16 protein-coding genes are annotated in these 25,744 nt (G+C 45.8%); 13 read left to right on the top strand and 3 right to left on the bottom strand.

Annotated features, from left to right (window positions below; genetic code table 11):
* The first annotated feature begins 37 nt into the window (after positions 1-37).
* The 4 genes from pstC to phoU are packed head-to-tail and all read left to right on the top strand — an operon-like array spanning position 38 to position 4,428.
* Complete coding sequence (pstC, locus tag CCZ37_RS14580) at positions 38-1,420, top strand: phosphate ABC transporter permease subunit PstC (protein WP_010317013.1); 1,383 nt, start codon at positions 38-40, stop codon at positions 1,418-1,420.
* A gap of 16 nt (positions 1,421-1,436) precedes the next feature.
* The gene (pstA, locus tag CCZ37_RS14575; RefSeq protein WP_208613959.1) at positions 1,437-2,807 is read left to right on the top strand and encodes a phosphate ABC transporter permease PstA; all 1,371 of its coding nucleotides are present in this window, start codon (positions 1,437-1,439) and stop codon (positions 2,805-2,807) included.
* A gap of 5 nt (positions 2,808-2,812) precedes the next feature.
* Positions 2,813-3,652 (top strand): phosphate ABC transporter ATP-binding protein PstB, encoded by an 840-nt coding sequence (gene pstB, locus CCZ37_RS14570; protein WP_010317018.1) that lies wholly within the window; start codon positions 2,813-2,815, stop codon positions 3,650-3,652.
* A 23-nt stretch (positions 3,653-3,675) separates the two neighbouring features.
* On the top strand, positions 3,676-4,428 hold the full coding sequence (phoU, locus tag CCZ37_RS14565) for a phosphate signaling complex protein PhoU (protein ID WP_010317019.1): 753 nt from the start codon (positions 3,676-3,678) through the stop codon (positions 4,426-4,428).
* 99 nt (positions 4,429-4,527) lie between these two features.
* Here phoU and arsB read toward each other — a convergent pair whose 3' ends face one another.
* Positions 4,528-5,622, bottom strand: a complete 1,095-nt coding sequence (arsB, locus tag CCZ37_RS14560; RefSeq protein ID WP_010317020.1) for an ACR3 family arsenite efflux transporter — start codon at positions 5,620-5,622, stop codon at positions 4,528-4,530.
* Positions 5,623-5,705: 83 nt separating this feature from the next.
* Positions 5,706-6,035 carry a metalloregulator ArsR/SmtB family transcription factor gene (locus CCZ37_RS14555; protein ID WP_094501151.1) on the bottom strand — a complete coding sequence of 110 codons (330 nt, stop codon included), beginning with the start codon at positions 6,033-6,035 and terminating at the stop codon, positions 5,706-5,708.
* 294 nt (positions 6,036-6,329) lie between these two features.
* On the opposite strand from CCZ37_RS14555, the gene CCZ37_RS14550 reads away from it, so the two are divergent.
* The 4 genes from CCZ37_RS14550 (at position 6,330) to luxN (ending at position 12,713) form a co-directional block, all read left to right on the top strand.
* The gene (locus CCZ37_RS14550; RefSeq protein WP_094501149.1) at positions 6,330-7,820 is read left to right on the top strand and encodes a SulP family inorganic anion transporter; all 1,491 of its coding nucleotides are present in this window, start codon (positions 6,330-6,332) and stop codon (positions 7,818-7,820) included.
* A gap of 10 nt (positions 7,821-7,830) precedes the next feature.
* Positions 7,831-8,679 (top strand): universal stress protein, encoded by an 849-nt coding sequence (locus CCZ37_RS14545; RefSeq protein WP_094501147.1) that lies wholly within the window; start codon positions 7,831-7,833, stop codon positions 8,677-8,679.
* 265 nt (positions 8,680-8,944) lie between these two features.
* Complete coding sequence (locus CCZ37_RS14540; protein ID WP_094501145.1) at positions 8,945-10,141, top strand: acyl-homoserine-lactone synthase; 1,197 nt, start codon at positions 8,945-8,947, stop codon at positions 10,139-10,141.
* The gene (luxN, locus tag CCZ37_RS14535) at positions 10,134-12,713 is read left to right on the top strand and encodes a quorum-sensing autoinducer 1 sensor kinase/phosphatase LuxN (RefSeq protein WP_094501143.1); all 2,580 of its coding nucleotides are present in this window, start codon (positions 10,134-10,136) and stop codon (positions 12,711-12,713) included. Before CCZ37_RS14540 ends, luxN begins: the two co-directional genes overlap by 8 nt.
* A gap of 355 nt (positions 12,714-13,068) precedes the next feature.
* Here luxN and CCZ37_RS14530 read toward each other — a convergent pair whose 3' ends face one another.
* Positions 13,069-13,377: a hypothetical protein gene (locus CCZ37_RS14530; RefSeq protein WP_094501141.1), complete on the bottom strand. Its 309-nt coding sequence runs from the start codon at positions 13,375-13,377 to the stop codon at positions 13,069-13,071.
* A gap of 330 nt (positions 13,378-13,707) precedes the next feature.
* Between CCZ37_RS14530 and CCZ37_RS14525 the strand changes: the two genes are divergently transcribed.
* The 5 genes from CCZ37_RS14525 to CCZ37_RS14505 all read left to right on the top strand — a co-directional run bounded on the left by CCZ37_RS14525 (position 13,708) and on the right by CCZ37_RS14505 (position 25,720).
* Positions 13,708-14,688: a helix-turn-helix transcriptional regulator gene (locus CCZ37_RS14525; RefSeq protein WP_017044471.1), complete on the top strand. Its 981-nt coding sequence runs from the start codon at positions 13,708-13,710 to the stop codon at positions 14,686-14,688.
* 262 nt (positions 14,689-14,950) lie between these two features.
* Positions 14,951-15,829 (top strand): helix-turn-helix transcriptional regulator, encoded by an 879-nt coding sequence (locus CCZ37_RS14520; RefSeq protein WP_094501139.1) that lies wholly within the window; start codon positions 14,951-14,953, stop codon positions 15,827-15,829.
* Positions 15,830-16,203: 374 nt separating this feature from the next.
* Positions 16,204-18,147 (top strand): TonB-dependent receptor, encoded by a 1,944-nt coding sequence (locus CCZ37_RS14515; RefSeq protein WP_094501137.1) that lies wholly within the window; start codon positions 16,204-16,206, stop codon positions 18,145-18,147.
* 4 nt (positions 18,148-18,151) lie between these two features.
* On the top strand, positions 18,152-19,420 hold the full coding sequence (locus CCZ37_RS14510) for an MFS transporter (protein WP_094501135.1): 1,269 nt from the start codon (positions 18,152-18,154) through the stop codon (positions 19,418-19,420).
* Positions 19,421-19,531: 111 nt separating this feature from the next.
* Positions 19,532-25,720 (top strand): non-ribosomal peptide synthetase, encoded by a 6,189-nt coding sequence (locus CCZ37_RS14505; RefSeq protein ID WP_094501133.1) that lies wholly within the window; start codon positions 19,532-19,534, stop codon positions 25,718-25,720.
* Positions 25,721-25,744 lie beyond the last annotated feature (24 nt).

The following is a 25,744-nucleotide window of genomic DNA, read 5'->3' as shown; positions in this document are numbered from 1 at the left end:
CGGCCCAAGCTAACGCTTTAATAAGGTAAGAATAACAATGAATAATCTGATGCTGATGGTTGTACTACTGGCGGTAATGACACTGGCTTACCACTTAGGGCTGACGCGCAGTAAAAAAGTGGCATCAACCAATACTGGGGCTCAGCGCTTACATTCTCGGCCTGTTTACCACGGTATGCTAACTCTGCTTTGGTGTGCAGTTCCTGCACTGCTCATCTGGATAATGTGGAGTCTATCTTCTCCCATACTGATTCAGCAAATGGTGGTTGATAGCCTTCCTACGGATCTGCAACCAACGGCAGCTGAAAGCACTCACGTGCTGATGAATAAACTGCATAATATCGCCAGCGGTTTCGCTGTACTCGATAGTTTTTCTCCTCAAGAAATTACCGCCGCAGACTACTTAAAGCAGTTAGAACAACGCAGTGATTTATTACTCTCGGGTTTGATGGCAACCGTTGCCGCTGCTGGCATAGTATTCAGTACACGTCAAATTCGTCCTGATCTTCGCGCGCGTAACAAAGTAGAAACCGCACTGCACATATTACTGATTCTATGCTCTGGTGTGGCGATTTTAACCACAGTAGGTATTGTCCTTTCTATGGTTGGAGAAGCGTTACGTTTCTTTAGTTTTGTTAGCCCGAGTGAATTTTTCTTCGGCACCACATGGAACCCTCGCTTTTCAACCGTTGGAACAGAGAACCAAACCGGCTTTGGTATGTTGCCATTACTGGCAGGAACCTTTTTAATTGCCTTGATTGCCTTAATCGTCGCTATTCCTATTGGCCTGATGTGCGCTATTTATCTGGCTGAATATGCGCCAAGTCGCGTTCGTTCAGTAGCCAAACCGATTATTGAAGTGCTGGCGGGTATTCCTACCATCGTTTATGGTTTTTTCGCTTTGATTACCGTCGGCCCATTTTTAACCGAACTGGGTCAGTGGCTCCATATTGATATTCGTGCCACTTCAGCTCTCACTGCTGGGATTGTGATGGGCTTAATGGTCATTCCTTTTATTTCCTCTTTGTCCGACGACATTCTTACTCAAGTACCAAAAGCACTGCGAGATGGCTCGTTAGGACTGGGCGCGACTAAGTCAGAAACCATTCGTAAAGTGGTACTACCTGCCGCTCTACCCGGTATTACGGGGGCTGTACTACTCGCGGCCAGTCGCGCGATAGGTGAAACCATGATTGTAGTCCTTGCTGCCGGAAACAGTCCAGTGCTGACCGCCAATCCATTCGAAGCAGTCTCAACCATGACGGTTACGATCGTTAACCAATTAACGGGAGACACTGATTTTGCTAGCCCACAGTCATTAGTCGCGTTTGCACTTGGTCTGACCCTATTTGTGATCACTTTGGTTCTTAATGTGATCGCACTCGTTATCGTGCGTAAGTACCGTGAACAGTATGAGTAACGCTATGGACAACAGTATGAATACCTCCAGCCTTTCAAATGATGACGCTTTAGCCCGGCGTAACGAAACAAAGCAGCGCATTGCTCGCTCGCTGAAAAAACGTCACAACAGTGAACGCCGCTTTAAAGCCTTTGGCATTGCTGCCGTTGCTCTAGCGTTAAGCTTTGTGGCGATATTATTCACCTCGATTCTTTCTAAAGGCATTCCTGCATTTTGGCAAGCCACCGTGACATTGGATGTCTACTTTGACCCTGATGTGGTGAAAATTGATCCTAAACCCATTCAGCAAAATGATGAGAGCCCTGCACAATTCAGGCAACGCATGCTGACATGGCAAAGCAGTGTTGGCATGGTTAATTTCAACCGTATTATTGTCAACAGTTTGGCTAATGAAATCCCTGAAGCGACTCGCTACCAGCGTGATGCGATCAAATTGATCACCAGCGGCGAGCGTTTTGCTCTACGCGATATGATAGTCAATGACCCTTCACTGGTCGGCCAAACCTTACGTCTTGATTTACTGGCCGAAGCCAACGTCGATGTGTGGTTGAAAGGCAACATCGACCGTGACCTACCCGACTCTCGTCAGCAGTTAAGTGCTCGTACTCGCGCTTGGGCTGATGAATTGGCTGAGCGTGGCATTATCCAAAACAAATTCAGTACAGCGCTGTTTATGAACGTCGATTCTCGCAGCTCATTAGCTTCGGCTGGCCTTGCTGGGGCGTTTATGGGCTCGGTATTTATGATGCTCATTGTTATGGTATTGGCGGTACCGATTGGCGTCGCTTCCGCGATTTACCTAGAAGAATTTGCCCCAAAAAACAAGTTCACCGATTTGATTGAAGTGAACATCAACAACTTGGCGGCGGTTCCTTCGATTGTTTTTGGTTTACTGGGCGCTTCAGTGTTTATTTTGTGGTTTAAGCTGCCGCTCTCTGCGCCATTTGTCGGTGGTTTGGTGCTAACGCTTATGACGTTGCCGACGGTCATCATCGCCACGCGTTCGACGTTAAAAGCGATCCCTCCCTCGATTCGGCAAGCAGCACTGGGTATCGGTGCATCGAAAACGCAAGCGGTATTTCATCACGTATTGCCTTTGGCATTACCCGGTATTTTGACTGGGGCCATTTTAGGTATCGCGCAAGCATTGGGTGAGACAGCACCACTTCTTTTGATCGGCATGAGCTCGTTTGTGGCTAGTGTGCCTGCGACACCGCTCGATCAATCAACCGCGCTACCAGTGCAAATTTTCCTCTGGCAAGGTAACGAACTGCGTAACTTTTTTGAAGCAAGAACGTCTGCTGCAATCACCGTATTGTTAGCATTAATGATTAGCTTAAATGCGTTGGCGATTTGGTTGCGCCGACGCTTTGAAACTCGGTGGTAATAAAGATGATAAGTGAAGCTATTATGAACAAACACACCCTTGTGACACCACAGGTAAAGAGCACAGCTAAAGAAGCGGCCCAAGCCACACAGATTAAAATGGCCGCTCGTGATGTGAAAGTTTTCTATGGTGAGACTGAGGCGCTACACGGCATCAATATGGATATCATTGAGCATGAAGTGGTCGCCTTTATTGGCCCTTCAGGTTGCGGTAAATCGACTTTTTTACGCTGTCTAAATCGCATGAATGACACCATCGACACGGCTCGTGTTGAAGGTTCAGTTACCTTAGATGGGCAAGACATCTATCACCCAAGTTTGGATGTGGTCCAACTGCGAGCACAAGTGGGCATGGTGTTCCAAAAACCGAATCCGTTCCCAAAATCGATTTATGAAAATATCGCCTACGGTCCGAAATTACATGGTTTAGTCAACAATAAATCCGACTTAGACGAAATCGTCGAAACCAGTTTACGTCGTGCTGGTTTGTGGAAAGAAGTCAAAGATCGCTTATCAGCGCCAGGGACAGGGTTGTCTGGTGGTCAGCAGCAGCGTTTGTGTATTGCACGGGCGATTGCAGTAAATCCAGAAGTCATCTTAATGGATGAACCTTGTTCGGCGCTTGACCCTATTGCGACTTCGATCATTGAAGATTTAATCGATGAGCTCAAAGGCAGCTACACCATTGCGATGGTGACACACAACATGCAACAAGCGGCGCGCGTTTCCGATAAAACCGCTTTTTTCCACTTGGGTAACCTCGTTGAACTGAGTGAAACCCGTGAGCTGTTCACTAACCCTCGTGATAGCCGTACTGAAGATTACATTACTGGCCGTTTCGGTTAACGATCGTTTTTTAGGAGAACTTTATGACAACTCATGGTGTCGATGGGCACACCTCTCATAGCTACAATAGCGAAATGCGTTCTATTGTGGATAGCGTGGTGAATATGGGTGATTTAGTCATCGTACAAGTGCGAGACGCACTCGATGCGTTTATGACAGGCAATACCGAACAAGCCAAGCAAGTAATTGAAAACGATCATAATATCAATTTGTTAGAGCTGGCTATTGATCAACGCTGCATTGATATTTTAGTCAAACGCCAACCCGCAGCACGTGATTTACGTGCGGTGTTTTCGATCATGAAAGCGATCATGGATCTGGAACGAATTGGCGATCAATCTAAACGTATCGCTCATGCGGTGTTACGTTTAAAGGAACACCATCCGGGTAACAAAGACTATTTTGAGGGCATTGAACTACAAGAAGATGCATTTGAAAAAATCAATGCTAACGTGATCAATATGCTGCAAAAATCGATGAACGCTTTTCACGATCTCAATGCGCACGATGCGCTAGAAGCAGCCATGTTGGATAAGCAAATCGACAACAGCTACGGCGATATTTTGCGTCAAAATGATAAAGATATGCTGGTACAAGGTACTGACTATCAAACCATTTTGGAAATCACTTGGATTGGTCGCGCCGTCGAACGGATTGGCGATCACGCGCGCAACGTTTGTGAGTACACGATCTATTTTGTCACTGGCTTAGACGTACGCCACCAAAAAGATCAAGCCATTGCCGATCTTTTAGCGAGTCAGAAAACCCGTTCGTAGTGATATTGCTCATTGGTAAAAAGGCTGCAAATTCGCAGCCTTTGATTTTTTTCGGAAAGCCAACCCGGTGTTTAAACCAGTTACGCCCCCCATTCTGCCTTAAGCATTATGCGGTTTATCACTAGGATGAATGGCATAGTATTTCTTTTTCATGCGCAGCGCGACGTTGACCAAGGCAATCAACACCGGCACTTCAACCAAGGGCCCAATCACACCCGCAAATGCTTGATCGGAATTTAGACCGAACACGGCAATGGAGACCGCAATCGCCAGTTCAAAATTGTTGCCTGATGAGGTAAAAGCAATTGAGGCATTTTGATCGTAAGGAATGCCCAGTTTTTTACCAATGAAAAAGCTGACAAAAAACATCACTAAGAAATAAATCACCAAAGGTATCGCAACGCGTATCACGTCCATCGGCAGCTCAATGATCATCTCGCCTTTCAGGCTGAACATCAAAACTATCGTCGCTAGTAGTGCCACCAGCGTAATCGGTGAAATACGCGGAATAAACTCCTCGTTGTACCATTGCTCACCTTTCGCGGCCACCAACCATTTGCGGCTCAAAAAGCCAGCTAAAAATGGGATGCCTAAATAAATCAGTACACTTTCGGCGATATCGAGAATGGTAATATCAACTACAAAGCTCTCTAGCCCAAAATATGGCGGCAAAACAGTAATAAATAGCCACGCCATAAAGCTGTAGGTGACGATTTGGAATGCGCTATTGAGCGCCACCAGCGCTGCGCCGTACTCTTTGTTCCCGCCGCTGATATCATTCCACACCAATACCATCGCGATGCAGCGCGCCAGGCCAATTAAGATCAGTCCGACCATATAACCGGGGTAATCACGTAAGAAAATGATCGCCAATGCAAACATTAAGATAGGCCCAACAATCCAGTTCATCACTAAAGAGAGTGTGATGGCGCGTTTATCACGAGTCACTTCACCTAGCAGGCTGTAATTCACTTTTGCCAGCGGTGGATACATCATCAAAATCAAACCGATCGCCAGCGGAATATTGGTCGAACCGACCGACATGCTCTCATTCCACTGCGCCACTTGCGGAAAGAAGACACCGATCGCCACCCCGAACCCCATCGCAAGAAAAATCCACAAGGTTAGATAGCGATCAAGAAAACTCATTTTTTCGGCTGCAGAGGCTTCTGCGCAGACAGGTAATTCACTCATACATCACATCTCTCGGTAAGTCTAAAAGGGAGCCGCGCACAACTTTCTACTTACAGCCATGGCGAAATAGCAACGCTAAAATTTCATTCATTTTGACAAGATGGGTGAGCAATACGCGTTAGCTCTTGCGCAATCAATGCAGCATTGTGGCTCAGCGTGATGTCCAATATCTGCACCATCCAACTTTCCAGCTCAGGATTAATTTGGTAGTACACCCACTTGCCGCGCCGCTCATCAATCACTAATTCATTTTTTCTCAGTTCTGCTAAATGGCGTGACACCTTAGGCTGGCTTAATTGCAACGCATTCATTAAATCACACACGCACAACTGCCCTTGATGCTTCATCAACAGAAGCGATTTAAGCCTCGTCTCTTCAGACAAGCATTTATAAAAAGATAAACTGCAGCACATAAAAACACATATGAAATATCGAATATGTTCAAGTGTAAGAAGTAAAAGAATAAAAGTCAAACACCAGAACTATCCTCGCGTACGACGGGCAGCGCTTGAAAAGCAGCGTGATAACGGGAGAAATCCACGACTGCAATACAAATAGTGATCGTTTGGTTGACCTACACCACATCAATGATTAGGATCACATTTTTAAAATCAACCAAGAGATGTTGCGAATGCTGCTTACGCCGCCCTAGATTGACCCTTACCTCTCACAACTCACCTTTTTATTTCATTTTTTAGAGATTAAGTATGCTACAAAATATTAAGCGCGATTGGTTTTCCAATGTGCGAGGGGATGCTCTAGCTGGCACTGTCGTTGCGTTAGCATTGATTCCTGAGGCGATTGCCTTTTCTATTATCGCGGGTGTTGACCCTAAAATCGGCCTTTACGCTTCATTCAGTATTGCCGTGATCATTTCAATTGTCGGTGGACGTCCCGGCATGATCTCAGCAGCCACTGGTGCAATGGCACTCTTGATGGTCACTTTAGTCAAAGAGCATGGCTTGCAATATCTACTGGCAGCCACTGTTTTGACCGGGGTTCTACAAATACTGGCCGGTTACCTCAAACTGGGCGATTTGATGCGTTTTGTATCACGTTCGGTCGTGACGGGGTTTGTTAACGCGCTGGCGATTCTGATTTTTATGGCGCAATTACCAGAGCTGACCAATGTAACATGGCATGTTTATGCCATGACACTCGGTGGGCTGGCGATTATCTACCTATTCCCCTACGTTCCTGTGGTTGGCAAATTGCTACCTTCGCCATTAGTGTGCATTATCGCCTTAACTCTGATTGCTATCAGCTTTGGCATGGATATTCGCACTGTGGGCGATATGGGTGAATTACCTGATACTTTACCGATATTTTTATGGCCAGATGTTCCGCTCAACCTTGAAACCTTATGGATTATATTTCCTTATTCAGCCGGATTGGCCGTTGTCGGTTTATTAGAATCAATGATGACAGCAACCATTGTTGACGATTTAACCGATACCAGCAGTGATAAAAATCGCGAATGTAAAGGCCAAGGTATTGCCAATATTGCCACCGGCTTTCTTGGCGGCATGGCTGGTTGTGCGATGATTGGTCAATCGATCATCAACATTAAATCCGGTGGACGCGGCAGACTCTCTACTTTTTGCGCCGGTATTCTACTGATCATCATGGTGGTGTTTTTAAGTGATTGGCTCAAGCTCATCCCGATGGCGGCTTTAGTCGCGGTAATGATCATGGTTTCCATTGGGACCTTCTCTTGGAGTTCGGTAAAGGATCTCAAAACTCACCCACTTTCTACCAGCATTGTGATGATCGCGACCGTCGTTGTTGTGGTTGCAACCCATAACTTAGCGATCGGTGTCGGTGTCGGTGTGCTGCTTGCTTCTCTTTTCTTTGCTAACAAAATTGGCCGCTTCATGGTGGTTAAAAGTGAACTCTCTGAAAATGGAGAAGAGCGTACCTATTGTGTTGTTGGGCAAGTCTTCTTTGCTTCGTCAGATCAATTTATGAACGCGTTTGACTTCAAAGAGGTCTTAGAGCGTGTCACTATCGACCTCTCTGCAGCGCACTTTTGGGATATTACTTCGGTTTCTTCGCTAGATCGTGCTGTTATCAAATTCCGACGCGAAGGGACCGATGTAAACATCATCGGTATGAATGAAGCAACAGCAACGATTGTCGATAAATTCGGCGTGCATGGTAAGCCAGAAGAAGTTGAAAAGCTGATGGGCGGACATTAAGGAACAGATTATGACCAATATTATTGCTTGCATCGATGGATCGATTTATTCACAGTCGGTCGCCAATTTAAGCGTGTGGGCCGCCAAAAGCTTACACGCACCGTTAACCTTATTGCACGTACTTGATAAGGCGGCCAATCAAACCGAAAGTGAGCTGTCTGGTAACATCGGTTTAGGCAGCCGAGAGCAACTATTGAAAGAGCTGGTTGAACTAGACGAAAAGCGTTCTAAGCTGGCCTTAAGGCACGGTAAAGCGTTACTCAATGAGCTAGAAACCAAAGCCCATGAACAAGGTTTACAAGATGTGCATAAACTGCAAAAGCACGGCAACCTGCTGGACACTTTGCTTGATCTTGAAAACGAAATTCGTGTATTGGTGGTCGGTAAATCAGGTGAAGTGCACCAAAACGACGCCATGGCTGTTGGATCTCAATTAGAGAGTATCGTGCGTACAATGAAGTCGCACACCTTAGTGGCAACGGGTGATTTTACACCACCACAAAGCTATCTATTGGCTTTTGATGGTAGCGAAATCAGTCAAAAATTAGTAGATAAAGCCATTAAAACGCCGCTGCTGAAAGGGCTAGAGTGCCATTTGGTGATGGTGGAAGATAACCACGATAAAGCGATCGCGTTTAAAGCTGCCGCCGAAAAATTGTGTGAACACGGTGTTCACGTCGTTGAAGCGTGCTTATCTGGCGAAGTTCATAAGGCGATTCTTCACTACCAACAACAAAACCAACTGGGCATGATCGTCATGGGCGCGTTTGGGCACTCTAAACTTCGTCAGTTCTTCGTTGGCAGTAACACCACTCGGATCTTAGCCGAATCAAGCGTGCCGATGTTGTTGATACGTTAATAATTGATAAATCAATTACATAGATAAAGCCTTCTGCGGAAGGCTTTTATTATAAAACGCTGTTGTGGAGGGTAAGTGCAAGTAGTAAACTTGCCGCGGATATGCAACGGGCACTAAAGACATTAGGTACAAATAAAGTCGCGGTTACCGACACTGAGTGACGTGACGCCAACTACTCTCCTAAATCAAAGTCCCATTTACTAGTGCCTATCTAATAAATAAATAAAAAATAATTAAATAAATAAACCTCGGCTAGGTTAACTCAATGAAAATAATACCATCTTTAGGCTCACAGCTGGCAACCAGCCTGCCTATCGAAAAAAAACAGCGGGCTCTGATAGAGTTCGTCATCAATACTTATCAACCACAGCAACGAGCTGATCTTTTTCGCGCGGTGACAGATTGCCGTAAAAACCAATTACTCAACCTATTTCCTGAACATCACAATAAAAGTTTCTCAATACTGTTTGAATTGATGGACTACCGAGATCTCATCCAGCGCTATCCGAATACATTAGATGAAGAAATAGCACATCTTGAGCAAGCCGTCAGCGAGTGTTATTCGCATTGGCTAGATTTCTGGTGTGAATGCGAAATTGCGGCTATAAAAACACTATTCCCTATCGAAGCGGATGCTCCTCCTCGTATCGAACTACCACTTAAAGACTGTGCTTACCGTGGTTTTTTGATCGACCAGATAGAACATTCTGAACTTTGGGTCACAACGCCCAGTCACCCGCAAAAAATGCCGATTAAAGATGCGATCACCTTAAGCAATCTTGAGCTATTTATTAAAGGCGAAAAGTGGTACGAGATGCTGCCTTTATTGTCCTTATCACAAAAGGGTAAGCACTTTGTTTTACTCAAGCATCCTGATAACGAAGCATCTCCCACACTGGTCGCTTCAATGTTGGTAAAAGATTGGTCAGTAAATCAGACTTGGCTCAGCTATGCGCCACAGTTCAGTAATGAGCAGTGGCTGTTCTGTTTACCCGATCATGGCTACCATGCCTTGATGGAATTACAACTTTTCAAACCAGCATTGTCGAAATGCGACTCTCTCCCAAAATTCGATCAGCAATTTCGGCGACAATTGACTGACACGCGAGCAGTCTGTGAAGTGCTGCGTTTCACCGTCAGTGGCAACGCTCAGCAAAAGCTCTACTTCCTCTACCTTGCTCAAAAAAAGTTCATGCATGTAATGCATCAGCTAGGATACAAACTTGGTTTATTCGCTACTGCTCAATCTTTCATGCTTAATTTTTATCAAGCTGTTGACCCGAAAGCGTATTTCCATTGTGGAAATTGCGATCTGAATAGCGACGGAGTAAAAACTTATCGTGGTTTCTGGAATTTCGAATCGATGGACCGCGTCTTCAGGGATGCCGATTTTCGTGACTATAAACATGCGGTTTCTCAAAGTAGAAAATACCATTTAATCAAAAGGGAAGAGTATGCTTGATTTCAGCTTAGAGCCAATTCTCTATCCTAAAGCGATAACGCTTATCGTAGCAGTAGCCATGGTGCTCGTTTGGCTAACCTACTATTGCTATCGTCTTAAGCAAAAAAATGAAATGATCTGGGGTACACGCCATGTCGCCTATATTGCTTATTCTCTTTTTATCATTGCATGGATAGGGAGTAATGCGTATTTCCATACTGATTGGCTAGCCGAACTTGGCGCAGATAGAGCTATATTTATGGCCAAATTTGCCAACGTCGTATCATCCTTTGCATTTGCTTTTGCTTACTATTTTTCATGTCAGCTCTCTGCCGAGCAAAGAGGAGGCAGAATATACCTTTGGCAACAATTGTTTTTCATTGCCATAGTGATGTATTTTTTGGTCATTAATTTACAGCCTAACCTTACGGTCCGACATGTTGATATCGCTGGGCCGAGCAAGTTTGTCATTGAGTTTGGGCCACACACTCCATACTTTTTTAGTGCTCTACTTTGCGCCATGATAATGACACTGTTCAACTTGATCTCAATGCGAGCCAATAGCAGTAAGTTAACACTGGCCAAAACCAACTATATGATTGCAGGTATCCTGGTATACATGCTTTCAACGCTCATACTCCAAGTCGGAATTACCTTTTTCTTTCAAGATTTTTCACTCACTTGGCTGCCTCCGGCACTCTCCATTAGCGAAATGATGTTTGTCGGCTATGCTCTTATCACTTCACGCTTCTACAGTGTGAAATACCTTGCTTACTTGTGCCTCAATACCGCGTTAGTGTGTGGGGTTTTATTCATACCGCTCGGCGCGATCTTCATCCCTCTCACCGACAGCAACCAATGGCTGGTTGCAATACCACTCTGTGCGCTGATTGGAATTACTTGGAATCCACTCTACAAACGCTTAAGCCGTTACGCCTCTTTACTCATTTACGGCAATCAGCAGACTCCTGTAGAGCAAATACTCGCTTTGGAAGACGATTTCAAGCGTTCAATTGATGATGCGATGCGCCGCTTAAGCCAATTATTATACATCGCCGATGATAAGCTGCAGTTCGTTAATAGTAACTATAACGAAACCGTCTACGAACGTTACCTTTCATCCAAACAAACCGCACTGGTGTTTGATGAATTGTTTGAAAAATTAGACAACAAAACCGCGGCAAAAAACTCGATCAAAGCCCTTTATGACAAAATGAGCTCAAACAATACGGCCTTGGTCATGCCACTGTTTGGGCACAGCAAATTGGTCACACATTTATTGATCTCGCCACACAAAATCAATAATCAGATGTTTTCTAATGAAGAAATCGCTGCACTTCAAACCTTGCTAACCCGAATACAAAGTATTATTGAAGCGGATAGACGTGTCTGCCAAAGTCGCGCATTAGCTAATTCAATTGCGCATGAAATGCGTAACCCGCTCGCTCAAGTACAATTGCATTTTGAAATTTTAAAGCAACATATTGATAATCAAGCGCCCGCACAACAAATTAAACAGGATATTGAGAACGGCCAAGCAGCGATTCAACGTGGGCGGCAGTTGATTGATATTATCTTGCGCGAGGTCAGTGATAGTTCACCTGAACACGAACCGATTACGATGACGTCGATCCACAAAGCCGTTGATCAGGCGGTCAGTCAATATGGCTTTGAGAATGAGAAAGTAATTGAGCGAATTCATTTACCACAACAAGATGACTTCGTAGCAAAACTCAATGAAACCTTATTCAACTTTGTTATTTTCAACTTGATTCGTAACGCAATTTATTATTTTGATTCCTACCCAAATAGCCAAATTGAGATCACAACTCAAATCGGTACTTATGAAAATATTTTAATCTTCAGAGATACAGGCCCGGGGATTGACGACGTCATTTCTTATAAGATTTTCGATGACTTCTTCTCTTATCAAAAAAGCGGAGGCAGCGGTCTGGGGCTCGGCTATTGCCAGCGTGTCATGCGCTCCTTTGGCGGCCGAGTTGAATGCAAATCGAAACTGGGGGAGTTTACGGAATTCCACTTATACTTTCCTATGGTACCCAATGCCCCCCAAGCCGACTCGCTTCGTACTCCTGATTTCAAAGGTTGGCAACAGCCTAAAACGAATACAGAGCAAAGAACCGTTGATGATATACAACCCATCGATCAGCCATTTCTAATCAATAACAAAGCACCCACAGTACTCATCGTTGACGATAAAGAAGTACAGCGCTCACTAGTTCAAATGTATCTGAACCAACTTGGCGTTAACAACTTGCAGGCAAACAACGGTGAAAATGCAGTAGAAATCTTTAAAGCGAATTGCATCGATTTGATTTTGATGGATATTCAAATGCCAGTGATGAATGGTTTTGAAGCCAGCCAAATCATTAAGGCACATTCTCCGCAGATTCCGATCATTGCGCTGTCAGGTGAATCTGGCGAACGTGAGCTAGAAATGATTAGCAAGCTGATGGACGGTCGCTTAGAGAAACCAACGTCATTAAATGCGTTACGGCAAGTAATCAGCCATTGGTTAAATAAAGACGTGGTACTCAATGCTCATACAGCAAAGAGTGGAACGGTTACTTGACGCGGTTGAAGACATCAACATTGAGATAAAAACTCAGCCAGTACCCAAACCATTTCGGTGCTGGCTGACAATTTTAAAACCGCGTAATCTATTATAAACAGCATACTACCTGCTCTCGACAAGCCTTGATCTCACCGACCTCAAGTGGTTCTAGCTGAATATCTAATGAAACCATGCAAGTTATAAATGCAATAATTACATATGCATTCGGTTGCAAATCTCATTTCATTAACGACAGGGTTGAGCACCGCACCTTTTCAGTCTATTGTTTGTATCGAACGACAGGTTCAACTTGAACACCTTTGCTTGCACACTTTTAGCCGCCTACTTTGGCGGCTTTTTTCTTACTAGGTAATTATTTTCTCTTTAGCAGTGCAATACACTCTTCATAGTGGGGGGCATTATGGATGTCCCACAACTGTTTCGCAGCATAATGGGCAAAATCATCATCGGCGGGTAAGCTTTTTTTACGCTGATTTTTGATCTTGAGGTAGATAGCCTGCATCTCTTTCTGCTGATCTCTGGAGATAGAGCGCGAATTGGCACACATATCCGCCAATCCTTCGTAAGCATAGGCATTCACTTCAGCCATATTGATCTTGGCGAAAGTCAAGGTAGGAGAAAGCAATACAACTCCTATCAGGGTATTGAATTTACTTGGCATTTCTTCCCCTCAAAAATGATACTTCTATCCATAGTATAGAAGACGACAGAGATTGAGGACGAACATGGTTCCTTAATTTGTTCGATCTTGAAGCATAGTCACGTCAGTCCACTACTCAATTCAGACCCCTAATCATGAAAAATCACTTCCAAATTGAGCAGACGGTAATCATAAAACGCCACAAAATAACTTTCAGTTTTATAAAACGAATAATAATAACGATGAGAGATCTCGATAGAACTCATGACTTCTTTGCGTGGCACGCTTTTCATTACACAGACGAAACACTAGGGGCAAATCCGACCCACGCATTTTTGAATGGTATCTAAAATGAATCGTGTTGATTTAAAACCAAACTCCACATCCATACGCTTACCGAAACGTTGCCTAAGCCATCAGTCAAGCGTGCCGACTCCGCGACAACCGCTTGCCTGTCAATCTTTTGGGGGATGCCTTGGCTGCAATATACATACGCTATCGGGATATGGTGGCTGTACCTCGTATGAACCGACCACTCACTCTGAACGATACTGCCTACGTTTACTGACCGTAATTAAAGGCGAGCAGCTCATTTGGTACAGTCATGATAATGAGCCCATCAGTTTACACAACGGAAAAAGTGTACTGATTTTCTCAGTTAATACCTTTAACGATGTATTCATTAGTGAAACAGAGAGTTACGTCGAGATTGCCGATATGCGCTTTGACTGCCAACTTCTCGCGACTATTTACCAGCAAATGAGTGAGAGTTTGCGTGACAATGGTATTAATCCTTTAACGGAAAAACGCCGTTTTGTCTTTGATACCAGTGTTGAAATTCAGCAATTTATTAACCAGTTGCAAACTGGCTTAACCAACCAAACGGGTGCCGGTAGCTTGTATGCCGTCTCACAGGCTTATCAATGTTTGGCCAAACTACTCAGCCAGCTTGAGATGATAAAAAGCAACAAAAAAGACAGTGAGTGCTCATCCCTTTCCAGTCGAACCTTAAATCGGATACGCAAAGCACACTCGATGATTGCTTCAGAACCAGAAAAAAATTGGAGCTTAAACGAGCTTTGTCGACAAGTAGGCACGAATGAAACCAGCTTTAAACGCGGTTTTAAAGTGCTTTTTAATACGACATTTTCCAAACTTCTTCAACACACACGAATGAAAATAGCAGCTGAATCATTAGAGCAGACCGATCGTCCGATTATCGACATCGCTTATCAAGTGGGATATGCCAGCCCTTCTCACTTTAGCAAACTATTCAAACAACACTTTGGGCAGAACCCTCTACAATATCGGAAACATCGTCAACGTCCCTAAAATATCGATAAATAAAGCTTAAACCAGTCAAGGTTTCTCTTTCCTAACAGAACAGCAGTCGTGCTGGTGAAGTCATCTTGTGCCTTTTTTATGCGCATTTTGTTGAATACGCTTTTTTGTTGAACAGTTGAATAGCCATCATCAATCACTCCCTAGACAGATAATCATGATAATGATAACTTTTCTCATAAAACCAATCGGACGTGATTTCACTATGCCTTACTATCGAGTTCCATTTAATTTGGATTTACTGGAAGAGTCCATGCAAACCAATGGCAATATCGTTTTTAAGCATGAACATTGCGAATTTTCGTTACGTTGCTGTGTGATCAATGATGACATGGTGATGAGCCAATTTAAGGGAAGGTTTGAAACACCTACCCAACTCGATACAGCCGATAAAACCGAATACGACAGTGTGGCGATCATGCTGAATTTAGGGAATGCGGTTTACTATCAAATTAATGGCTTAAATACGGCAAAGATTTTTCCGGCCAACACTATTGCTCTTTGTTATTCCGATACACGTCATGGCTTCTGTCGCTATCAGCCGCAAATCACTCAGTTATTTGCACTGCAAGTCCCAAGACTTCTATTGCTTGAGTACATCAACGTCATGCAAATAAGTGAGCCACTAGCAGATAAGTTAGGACGTCGAGAGCCGTTTTTCCTAATCAGAACAGCTTCTGCTGCGTTGCAATTTATGGCCGTAAAACTTTCAGAGACCCATAATCAAAACAGCGCGATTCAACGCCAGCTTTGCTACTCATTCATCAGCGATGCAGCCCGATATCTAGTCTGCGATGACAGCACTCAACAACAAGGCGATAATCACAATCTCCTAGAAAAAGCGATGGGGATTCTTGATAGTGAGTACACTTTGCCACCCACCATTACCGAACTGGCTCGACGAATTGGAACCAATGAGACCTCTCTCAAACAGGGGTTTCGAAAAGAACTAAATACCACCATTCATCAGTACATCACTCAGCAAAGAATGACAAAAGCGGCTGAACTACTCAGCGCAGAAATCTACACTATTTCGCATATTGCTCATGAGGTGGGTTACTCCAATCATGGACATTTTTCCGCCGCTTTTAAAAAAGAATTCGGTTGTACGCCATCCAAATACCTAGCATAACAGGGTGCTCTCACGCCTAAAAAGATGGTCCAAAAAGCGTCATAAGCCATACGGCGATCCTCTATTTCTGGCCCAACACCACCAGCTATCACTTTGACAGTTATTTGTTTGAAACTCATCTAAAACAAAACCAGAAAATAAAATAAAAACCAACAAAATTAAATACTTAATTTTAATTAAGTTCAAAAGTAGACGACCCGCTCTATTCAAGCTTGTTTAAAATAACAATCATAAACGTCGATTCACGCTCTTTTTATGCCTTATTCAGTTAGCAGGTAAAAGACAGAATCGGCACTATAAGTTCAATATGGATACCACAGGAAACAGATTCGATGCATAGGAACAGCCTTAAACTTTCACCATTAACTTTAGCGATGACCTTAACTATGTTCACTTCAACCGCTTTCGCACTCGAAAGTGGCCATGATGTCATGGTGGTAGAATCGAGCAAGCAGTCGACCCTTCTTGAACAGATGGACAGTTCGGTCTTGATTAAAACAGGAGAAGAGCTTGAGCAAGCCGGAGTCGATCAAGTTCAAGACTTGGAGAAAGTGTTCCCGGGTCTATTGATCCAAACTCGCGGTAATCGTACTTATGCCAACACGACGATTCGTGGCATAAGTTCACCGGATTATTATTCCCCCACTATTAGCTTGTATGTTGATGGTGTGTTGCAAGATAGCGCCTTTTTAACTCAACCACTGGTTAATGTTGAGCGCGTCGAACTGCTAAGAGGCCCGCAAGGCACTTTGTACGGTGGTAATGCTCAAGGTGGTATTATCAATATCATCACCAAAAAAACCGTTGGACAGAACACAACCGTTGCTAGCGCGAGCTACAGTAACCTCAATGAGCAACTCAATGCTTCGGCAGCTCTCTCACTCAATGACTCGCTTTCCGCCGATGTTGCACTGCGCGTAATCAAAGACAATGGCAACATTGAACACCTACCGAGTCAGCAGAAAGATGCTAATAATAGTCAACAATTCAGTGGGTTAGCTCGCTTACACTATTTACCACACAACTCGCCGTTCACTCTGACCTTATCAGTCGCCAATAGCAATCTGGATAGCCATGAAGAGTGGTATCTCACCCAAGCTGAATTTGACCAAAAAATGACGAGCCAAGCGATCCCTCAGCTCAAACGTATCGTTAACAGCTATGCGCTGCAAATGGGTTACGATTTAGGTGAGACTCAATTGACCAGTGTTACGGCTTATCAAAACCGTAACATCTATCGTCAGTTTATTGGAGGAACTTGGCAAGAAGACCAAAATACTTTTAGCCAAGAGCTACGTGCCAATACGCAAGTCAGCGATGCTTTATCTACGCTACTTGGCGCTTATTTTGAACAGCGCGACTTCGATGCAAAACTTGGCGTAGGCTCTCAAGTCACCAATCAGGTTGAAGCAACTCAATACGCTCTGTTTGGTCAAGCCATTTATGCGCTCCATGAACAGATTGACCTCACTTTAGGGCTGCGTGCCACTCACCTTTCGACTCGTGCGGATTACAGCGGTAATCCGTCTTGGATGATTGATGCTTACGCGCAAAATAAATCAGAAAACACCCTATCCCCCAAAGCCGCTTTAGGTTGGCAAATCACGCCGGACTCTCGGGTTTTTACTTCTATATCAAGTGGTTATAGACCCGGAGGCTTCAGTTTAAAGCCACTCAATAGCGACGATAAAAATGGCTACAGCGCTGAGAAATCCCTCAATGGAGAGTTGGGCTGGCGTACTCGCTTAGCTAACAATATGGTTGATCTGAGTGGGGCTCTGTATTGGATAAAAACGGATGATATTCATATTTATACTGGGAATCCTGGTAGCCAAGTGCTGCGCAATTTAGGGGAAGCGCAAAGCCGAGGCTTAGAGCTGCAGCTCGCTTTCTATCCCACGGATGATTTAACCCTGAATCTAGGCGGCACTTTCGGTGAGTCAAGCTTCAAATCGGGGAATCACGATATTGAGGGGAACACACTACCCTACGCACCCAAGACAACACTGGTGGCCGGAATAGACTATGTATTACCGCAAGCTTGGTTTAATGGTGCTGTCTCCCTTTCCTCGAATGCTCGCTATACCTCAAGCGTCTTTTTCGATGAAAAAAACACCTTGTCACAAGCGGGTTACACCTTAGTCGACTTAGCCATTCAGTACCAAGTAAACCCACACCTTTCGATGCGCCTGTTTAGCAATAATGTGACCGACCAAGAATACAAAACCTATTCATTCGCAATGCCAAACTCCAGCGTCGCCTTGAGTAACTACGGGGTCGGCCGTGAAGTCGGACTTAACATCAAACTTGAGTGGTAATAGGATGAGTTTTCAAACAGCCAAACATTCCACGCTAAGCCAAGCTTCCTTGCTCAGTCTGTTAGCGGGGGTTTACACCACCCAAAGCCTGATTGGCATGTTCACACTGCAGGGTCTCCCTGCAGTGCTGCGTTCAGAAGGCGTCTCTACCTCTCAAATTGGTCTTTTTTACTTAGCTATGCTGCCGTGGGCCCTGAAATTTCTTTGGGCACCGTATGTGGAGAGCATTCGACAACAGGGCATCACTTTGACCCGTCACGCTTACCTGATTGGCTTGGCGCAAACAGGTATGCTGCTGGTTTTAGGAGCCTTCTCATTTAACGCCGTGATCAGTGACCAAACGCTGTTATTTGTTGGTGTACTCACGTTGGCTTTACTTTCAACCTTTGCTGATATCACCACGGATGGCTTAGCGGTTGATGTGTTACCTGCCGATCAAAGACGTTTTGGCAATGTGATGCAAGTGGGTGGTGCTTATCTGGGCGCCGTGTTTGGTGGCGGCTTATTCATTTACCTTACTGCCAGTGTCAGTTGGCAAAATGCCATTCTACTGCTGATGGCGTTGCTCCTTTTCATGTCGCTACCAACTGCCTCTTTATTTGGCAAACTGAAAACAGCACAAAACCTTCATCGTGAGCACCGCCCCTCCCTGAAATCAGCCCTTACTAACCCCAAGGTAACTTTGGGGTTAGGATTAGTCGCGCTTTGCCAGTTAGGCACTCGGGGGGTGCAATCCATGATGATGCCCTTTTTATACGATCACGGTATTGAACTGGAGGCACTTGGTCTGTTGGTTGCTGGTGGCGGTATTATCACCGCATTTATCGGGATTGGGCTAAGTGGTTGGTTGATGAAAAAAGTGAGCGCCATCAGCATTGTTCTCTTTTGTCTTGGGTTGGAGGCGTTGATATATAGTGGATTCACTTTCTATGCAGCACACATTATACCGCTCACCTACGGTCTAGAGGGGCTCTATGTACTCAATACGGTTCTGGTTGCCGCCAAATTTGTTGCGCTGTATACCCTAATGATGGAATGGTCCTATGGTCATCAAGCAGGCGTTGATTTCTCTCTTTTCCAATCGATGGATATGCTGATCGCGATACTGATGGCGATGCTGTGTGGCTGGGTGATTGCTCAATTTGGTTACCAAGTTCATTACCTGCTGACATTCGCCGTTACCCTCTGCGCCCTGCTGACACTCTATCAATTTCACGCCTACCAGCTAAGGCTAGGCAATAAGGATATTTGCCATGTCTCTGAACACGCTTAATTTCTAAACTTCGCCCGCGGTAACGCGGGCTATTCCATCCACTTTCTGCATGATGGCACGGTTCATCAGGCGGGAGCGTTTTGCCTAAAATTTGCCGGGGTATGATGTCTTATGTCAGAACAACACCTGATTTTATCCACTTTTCGAGAGGCCATTTGCCAATCATTAGGCCTCGCCTTTGACACGATCAGTACAACAGACAATCTGTTTGAGTTGGGTGTCGATTCGATGCTGATGATGCGCATGGTAAGCCAATGCCGCCGAGCCGGATGTAAACTCACCTTAAAAGAAATATACCAAAATCCAACATTGGCACAAATTGGTGAGCTGATTCAAAGCAAGCTCGCGGGTAATCTCACAGGTAATACTGGCGCGGTCCGTGAACAACGCCAACCCGACTTGTTACCCACCATGATAGAGGGCATACCCTTTGCCATGACCCCGGTACAACTGGCTTATTATATTGGCCGTGATCCGCAACAAGCCTTAGGTGGCAATGGTTGTCATCTGTATCAGGAGTTTAATGGTCTCGGTATTGAAATCTCCGCGCTTGAACAGGCACTGAATCAATTACGTCTGCGCCATCCCATGCTCTGTGTGCATTTCCACAATGATGGTACTCAATGCTGGAAAGCGCCTAGCGCCTCATACCATATTACGGTGCACGACTTACGCCATTTAACCGATGATGGCGCTGAACAAGCCATGCTCACACTTCGTGAACAATTGAGTCATCAAATGTTGGATGTAGAACATGGGCAAACCTTCGATTTTCAAATTGCCTTACTCACTCATGAGCGGCAGCGTCTGTATGTCAGCATTGATCTGCTGGTAATGGATGCTTCCAGCTTTAGCTTGTTCTTCAATGAACTCTCGCTACTCTTGCAAAACAAAACCTTGCCTACTCATACTTCCGATTATGATTTTTGCAGTTATTTGCAGCAGGAACAGCAAGAGTTTGCCGCGCAAAAGAAGGCGGCTAATGCTTTTTGGCAAACGCAATCGTCTCTGCTGCCGCCTGCGCCCAACTTACCCTTAGTGCAGGACCCATCCTTAGTTAAAAAACCAACTTTCCATCGGCGTAAACATTGGTTAAATCCAACTCAGTGGCAACAACTGCAAACGCTCTGTGCCGCCAATCAAGTCACACCGACTATGACTCTTGCCACTTTGTTTGCCGCAGTATTGTCACGTTGGAGTGGGCAAAGCCAGTTGTTGCTCAATCTAACCTTATTTGACTGTCACCCATTTAACCAGCATGTCCAGCAGATGCTCGCGGACTTTACTAACATTCTGCTCTTACCAACCGAGATTAACCAAGCCAGTCTGGCTGAGCTTTGCCAAACCCAGCAACAGCGTTTTGCCGAGATTTATGAACACCGTTTTGTGTCTGGCGTTGAGGTGTTGCGTGAGTTAAAACGCCATGGTAGCCATCCTTACGGAGCCCCTATCGTATTCACCAGTAATCTTCACCATTCACTATTTGGTGATGATACCCATAGCCCACTGGGTGAACTCGGTTGGGGAATTTCACAAACTCCACAAGTGTGGCTCGATTTTGTCGCGTTTAAGCAAGGTGACGGTATTGCACTGCAATGGGATGGGGTGGATGAACTGTTTGCGCAAGGTCTGCTGGATACGCTGTTTAGCGCCTTTATTCAGTTGGTTGAGCATACACTACAAGGACAAGCAGCATGGCGGTCACCGTTACCAGACTTGCTTCCAACCAGCCAACGCCAAATCCGGGCTGAACGTAATCAGACCTCTAGTGAGCCGCCTCAGGGTTTACTGCATCAGCGAATTTTTGAGCAAGCGCAAGCCAACCCAAGCAACACCGCCCTTATCACTGCGGAACAAATGCTAAGTTATAACGATCTGGTAAGCCAAGCCAAACGGCTAGCCCAGACACTGCTCAACGCTGGAATGCAAAATGGTGAGCATGTCGCCATCAGTATGGAAAAAGGGGTTGGACAAATCGTTGCCGTCTTGGCTATTTTGCACGCCGGTGGTGTTTATGTCCCCATTGCCCCTAACCAGCCTCTTAGCCGTCGTCAAGCGATTGAAGAGAGTGCTAATGTACGCATTGTGCTGCGCTGTGAGACCTGCGCGCAAAAGTTTGCATGGAGCTCAGCCACTCACATTGATTGGCAAACCCATGGCGATATTGCTCTTGAGACATCGCCATACTCACGTCAACCCGAGCAAGCGGCTTATATTATCTACACTTCCGGCTCAACCGGGACACCGAAAGGGGTGGTGGTCTCCCACCAATCGGCGCTCAATACTTGTCTTGATATAAACCAACGTCATCGTGTTTGCCATACCGATCGAATATTCGCCGTTGCTGCACTGCATTTTGACCTCTCGGTTTATGACATTTTCGGCGTGTTATCGGCCGGCGGAGCCTTAGTGCTACCTAAAGAGCAGCAAACTCGTGATCCTATGGCTTGGAATTCACTGGTCGCGCAGCATAGTGTCACGCTTTGGAATAGCGTGCCTGCACTGTTCGACATGTTCCTCACTTTTTGCGAGGGGATGAAATTCAACACACCGCAACAACTGAGAACAGTGATGCTCTCTGGTGACTGGATTGATCTCTCGCTACCCGGCCGCTACCGCTCTTTCCGTCCGCTCGGTACCTTCAGTGCCATGGGCGGCGCAACGGAGGCGGCGATTTGGTCAAACGAATATCTGGTTAATCACGTTCAACCGCACTGGCGATCCATCCCTTATGGCTACCCATTGACCAATCAAGCTTATCGAGTGGTGGATGAGGCTGGCCGAGACTGCCCTGATTGGGTGCAAGGTGAACTTTGGATTGGGGGTCTTGGGGTGGCTCAAGGTTACTGGAATGATGAAGCGCGCACAGCAGCACAATTTGTTCATGCTGTTTGTCTAGATAGCCATCAAATCCAACGTTGGTATCGTACAGGAGATATGGGCTGTTATTGGCCTGACGGCACTCTTGAGTTCCTTGGCCGCAAGGATAATCAAGTCAAAGTGGGCGGCCATCGCATTGAGCTGGGAGAAATTGATGCAGCCTTGAATCGTATTCAAGGTGTGCGTCATGGCGTCACTCTGGCCACTGAGCTCGCCGGCAGCCGAGATAAACAACTGGAATGTGTGGTGGTGCTCGAAGGAACCACGCTCTGCTCGCAATTAAAATCCGACCCACGGCTGCCACAAGATTATGCAACGCTTTTCGAAATGCAGCCTAATACCGACATTGAGGACACCGGATCTCAGGTTGCGAATTTCTTATCTTGGCATTTACTACAGACGCTGCCTAGTAGCCTGCAAGCTCAACCTTTAGCCAAACTCGCCCAATCTTATGGTGTCTGTGCACCCTATTTAGAACTCTTTAAGCAGTGGTGGCAACTACTGTGCTCTAGAGGTTACGCCACCACCGAGCAACAAGGCGCTGAACACTATTATCAGCTCGTTTCTCAATCTAGTGCACAACCACAGACCAGCGCACTTTGCACAAATTTTTCTCAAGTCAGCCCACTGCTGCAACAAATCATCACCGGCCAAGCAGACCCTTCTGTGATACTGGAGACAGAACTTGCGCCTGAGGTGATGCTCTTCAAAACGCCAGCGTTTCAAGCCTTGCTGTCAAACACAATCAAGGCGATATCGAGCTTGGCAGAGCAACTGTGCAGACCAATCGTCTTGATTGAAACCGAAGCGCGCAGTGGCTTGTTGGCACAGCATATCTGCTCTGCGCTCGGTCCTGAAAAGTTGTATTACTATGCCTTAGACTCTTCATTAAGCTTCACCCAACGTGCCGCACAACGTTTACAACGTTTTAGCCATGTCACAATCCAACATGGTTCACTGACTCATCTGGATACACTTGTTGGGCAAGCTGACGTAGTGCTACTCAATAATGTGTTGCACCGCCAAACCAACCCTATTGACTATTTGCAACACAGCACCCGATTACTCAAGCCGGAAGCCATGCTGTTGGTCAATGAGATGGCAAGCTTACCTGAAGCCAGTTTGATCAGTGCTCAGGTTTTACAACAGGCCCCGACTCTTTTATCGGACCAGCAGCTCGCAACCCACTTTGAACTCGCCAAACTGTACTTACAACATGAGGCACTGGCCACAGAGCAACGACTTTATGTGCTCAGAAATCAACGTGTCTTGCTCAGCCCTGATAGCAGCCAATTATCCGCCAAACTCAGTTCACTACTACCGGCTTATATGGTGCCTAAACGCTTTACCTTTGTTGAATCTCTGCCACTCACGACAAATGGCAAAGTCGATAGAAAAGCGTTAATGGAATCCACTCGTGATACCAGCCATCAGCAAGAACAATCTCAACCCGTACGGACCACCAAAGAGCAAATCGTCGCTCAAGTCTGGCAGGCGTTATTTCATCGCTCAGATTTACAAGCTGACAGTGATTTCTTCCTGATCGGAGGGGATAGTTTACTGGCAACGCGTTGTATGGGGGAATTACGCAAACAGGGTTACCAGGCGGATTTAACCGCTCTGTTTAGCCATCCCACTTTGTCACAATTCGCCGCCAGTTTAATTGAAATGACGGCTGATGAATCAAGCCCGCTTGCTCCTTTAGTCGCACAGCCCAGCCGGCGTTTTCTGCCTTTCCCAATGACGGAAGTGCAGCAAGCCTATTGGGTTGGTCGTCAATCTGGGTTTGCACTTGGAGAAATAAGCTCTCAATTCTTTATTGAGTTTCGAGCTGAACAACTGGATGTTGAGCGCTTTAACCAAGCGATGAATCGCTTAATCCAGCGCCACGATATGCTCCGTGCCGTAGTGCGTGATCATCAACAGCAGGTTTTGATTCAGGTTCCTGCTTTTACGCTGACTTGTCATTTATTGGATGATATTGATGGTTTTCAAGCCAATGCCCTGCGTGATGCATTAGCCCATCAGGTAAAAAATAGTGCGCTATGGCCGCTGTTTACGGTTGAGGCGGTTAGCGCTTCCCACGGCGAGGCGCGCATTTTTGTCAATCTCGATAATATGATGCTCGATGGCTTGAGCATGCAGATCTTCTTTTCTGAGCTGCAAGCGCTCTATCACAATCCCGATCTTGTTTTAGAAGAGCTTGCGATCACCTTTAGAGATTATGTTGAATGGCAGCAACAAGCGGTCACCGAGCAAACACGTTCAACGGCGAAAAAATATTGGCTGCAGCGCTTGGCCGATCTGCCTGCGCCCCCGGCTTTGCCTCTGCAAAGTGATCCAAACCAGATTCACAAGCCTAAGTTTATTCGTGCCGCAGGCTCACTGTCTCCACAAGAGTGGCAAGCTTTGAAAAAGCTGGCCGCCAGACACCAAGTCACACCATCGGCTCTCTTGATCAATGCATATGCCAGTGTACTCTCCGCTTGGAGCGATCAGCAAGCACTCACCCTCAACCTCACTTTATTTGATAGACCTGATGTCCATCCAAATATTGGGCAGATCATGGGCGATTTCACCACCCTACTGCTGCTCGCATGGCATCCTGATCAGCATTGGCTCGCGAGCCTACAGCGTCTACAACACCAGCTGGTCAACGATCTCAAACACAGCCAAGTTTCTGCGGTGTGGGTGATGCGTGAATTGGCTCGTCAGCAGCAGCGTACCAGCGCCACTATGCCTGTGGTGTTTACCAGCGCCTTGGGCACTTCTGAGCGCGATTTCCTCTCTGATTCGGGTTGGCTTAAACCGGTAGGAGGTCTATCACAAACCCCTCAGGTATGGTTGGATCACCAAGTCTATGAGTCTTCAGGACAACTCTGCCTCAACTGGGATGCCGTCGGGGAATTATTGCCTCAGCCCTTACTGGAAAAGATGTTCAGCCAGTACCTCACTCTGTTGCAAACGCTGGCGACTCAACCAGAGGCTTGGTCACGGCCATTAAACTTGCTGGTGCCCGCACCGCAAGGGGTAAGTCGATTGATTCCCAGCCCAAGCAAGCTTGACAACTACGAAGCGATCTTGCCCCCAGTCGGCGGCGACCCGGTAACCATTTTGACCATTCGCGAACAGTTTCAGCAGATTGTGAATGTACCGATCAGCGAAAGAGAAAACTTCTTTGATGCGGGGGCTAACTCTTTGCAACTGGTTCAACTACACGCCGCCTTACATTCACTGGCGATGCCGCTATCGGTTACCGACCTTTTTGCCTACCCCTCTCCAGCTTTACTTGCTGCTTGGTTATCGAAGGCGGAAAAGGTCGATAGCTCAAACGAAACATTGAAAAGTAGGCAACAAAGAGTGAGCGATCGAAAAGCCAACCGTCGTCAACGAGCCACGTCATCCCCCCATATCGCTTGACGTGAACAGAATCTATCAAATGCA

This window comes from Vibrio qinghaiensis (assembly GCF_002257545.1).
Taxonomy (GTDB): Bacteria; Pseudomonadota; Gammaproteobacteria; order Enterobacterales; family Vibrionaceae; genus Vibrio; species Vibrio ordalii.
The sequence above is the reverse complement of the archived record's forward strand: the minus strand, read 5'-3'. Positions and strand labels throughout refer to the sequence as shown.

Excerpts from the sequence above, each read along its gene's own strand:
- CCZ37_RS14525 (WP_017044471.1), top strand. The coding sequence starts at position 13,708 with ATGAATCGTGTTGATTTAAAACCAAACTCCACATCCATACGCTTACCG.
- CCZ37_RS14515 (WP_094501137.1), top strand. The coding sequence starts at position 16,204 with ATGACCTTAACTATGTTCACTTCAACCGCTTTCGCACTCGAAAGTGGC.
- pstC (WP_010317013.1), top strand. The coding sequence starts at position 38 with ATGAATAATCTGATGCTGATGGTTGTACTACTGGCGGTAATGACACTG.
- phoU (WP_010317019.1), top strand. The coding sequence starts at position 3,676 with ATGACAACTCATGGTGTCGATGGGCACACCTCTCATAGCTACAATAGC.
- CCZ37_RS14555 (WP_094501151.1), bottom strand. The coding sequence starts at position 6,035 with ATGTGCTGCAGTTTATCTTTTTATAAATGCTTGTCTGAAGAGACGAGG.
- arsB (WP_010317020.1), bottom strand. The coding sequence starts at position 5,622 with ATGAGTGAATTACCTGTCTGCGCAGAAGCCTCTGCAGCCGAAAAAATG.
- CCZ37_RS14540 (WP_094501145.1), top strand. The coding sequence starts at position 8,945 with ATGAAAATAATACCATCTTTAGGCTCACAGCTGGCAACCAGCCTGCCT.
- CCZ37_RS14510 (WP_094501135.1), top strand. The coding sequence starts at position 18,152 with ATGAGTTTTCAAACAGCCAAACATTCCACGCTAAGCCAAGCTTCCTTG.
- CCZ37_RS14520 (WP_094501139.1), top strand. The coding sequence starts at position 14,951 with ATGCAAACCAATGGCAATATCGTTTTTAAGCATGAACATTGCGAATTT.
- CCZ37_RS14545 (WP_094501147.1), top strand. The coding sequence starts at position 7,831 with ATGACCAATATTATTGCTTGCATCGATGGATCGATTTATTCACAGTCG.
- pstB (WP_010317018.1), top strand. The coding sequence starts at position 2,813 with ATGATAAGTGAAGCTATTATGAACAAACACACCCTTGTGACACCACAG.
- CCZ37_RS14550 (WP_094501149.1), top strand. The coding sequence starts at position 6,330 with ATGCTACAAAATATTAAGCGCGATTGGTTTTCCAATGTGCGAGGGGAT.
- luxN (WP_094501143.1), top strand. The coding sequence starts at position 10,134 with ATGCTTGATTTCAGCTTAGAGCCAATTCTCTATCCTAAAGCGATAACG.
- CCZ37_RS14530 (WP_094501141.1), bottom strand. The coding sequence starts at position 13,377 with ATGCCAAGTAAATTCAATACCCTGATAGGAGTTGTATTGCTTTCTCCT.
- pstA (WP_208613959.1), top strand. The coding sequence starts at position 1,437 with ATGAATACCTCCAGCCTTTCAAATGATGACGCTTTAGCCCGGCGTAAC.
- CCZ37_RS14505 (WP_094501133.1), top strand. The coding sequence starts at position 19,532 with ATGTCAGAACAACACCTGATTTTATCCACTTTTCGAGAGGCCATTTGC.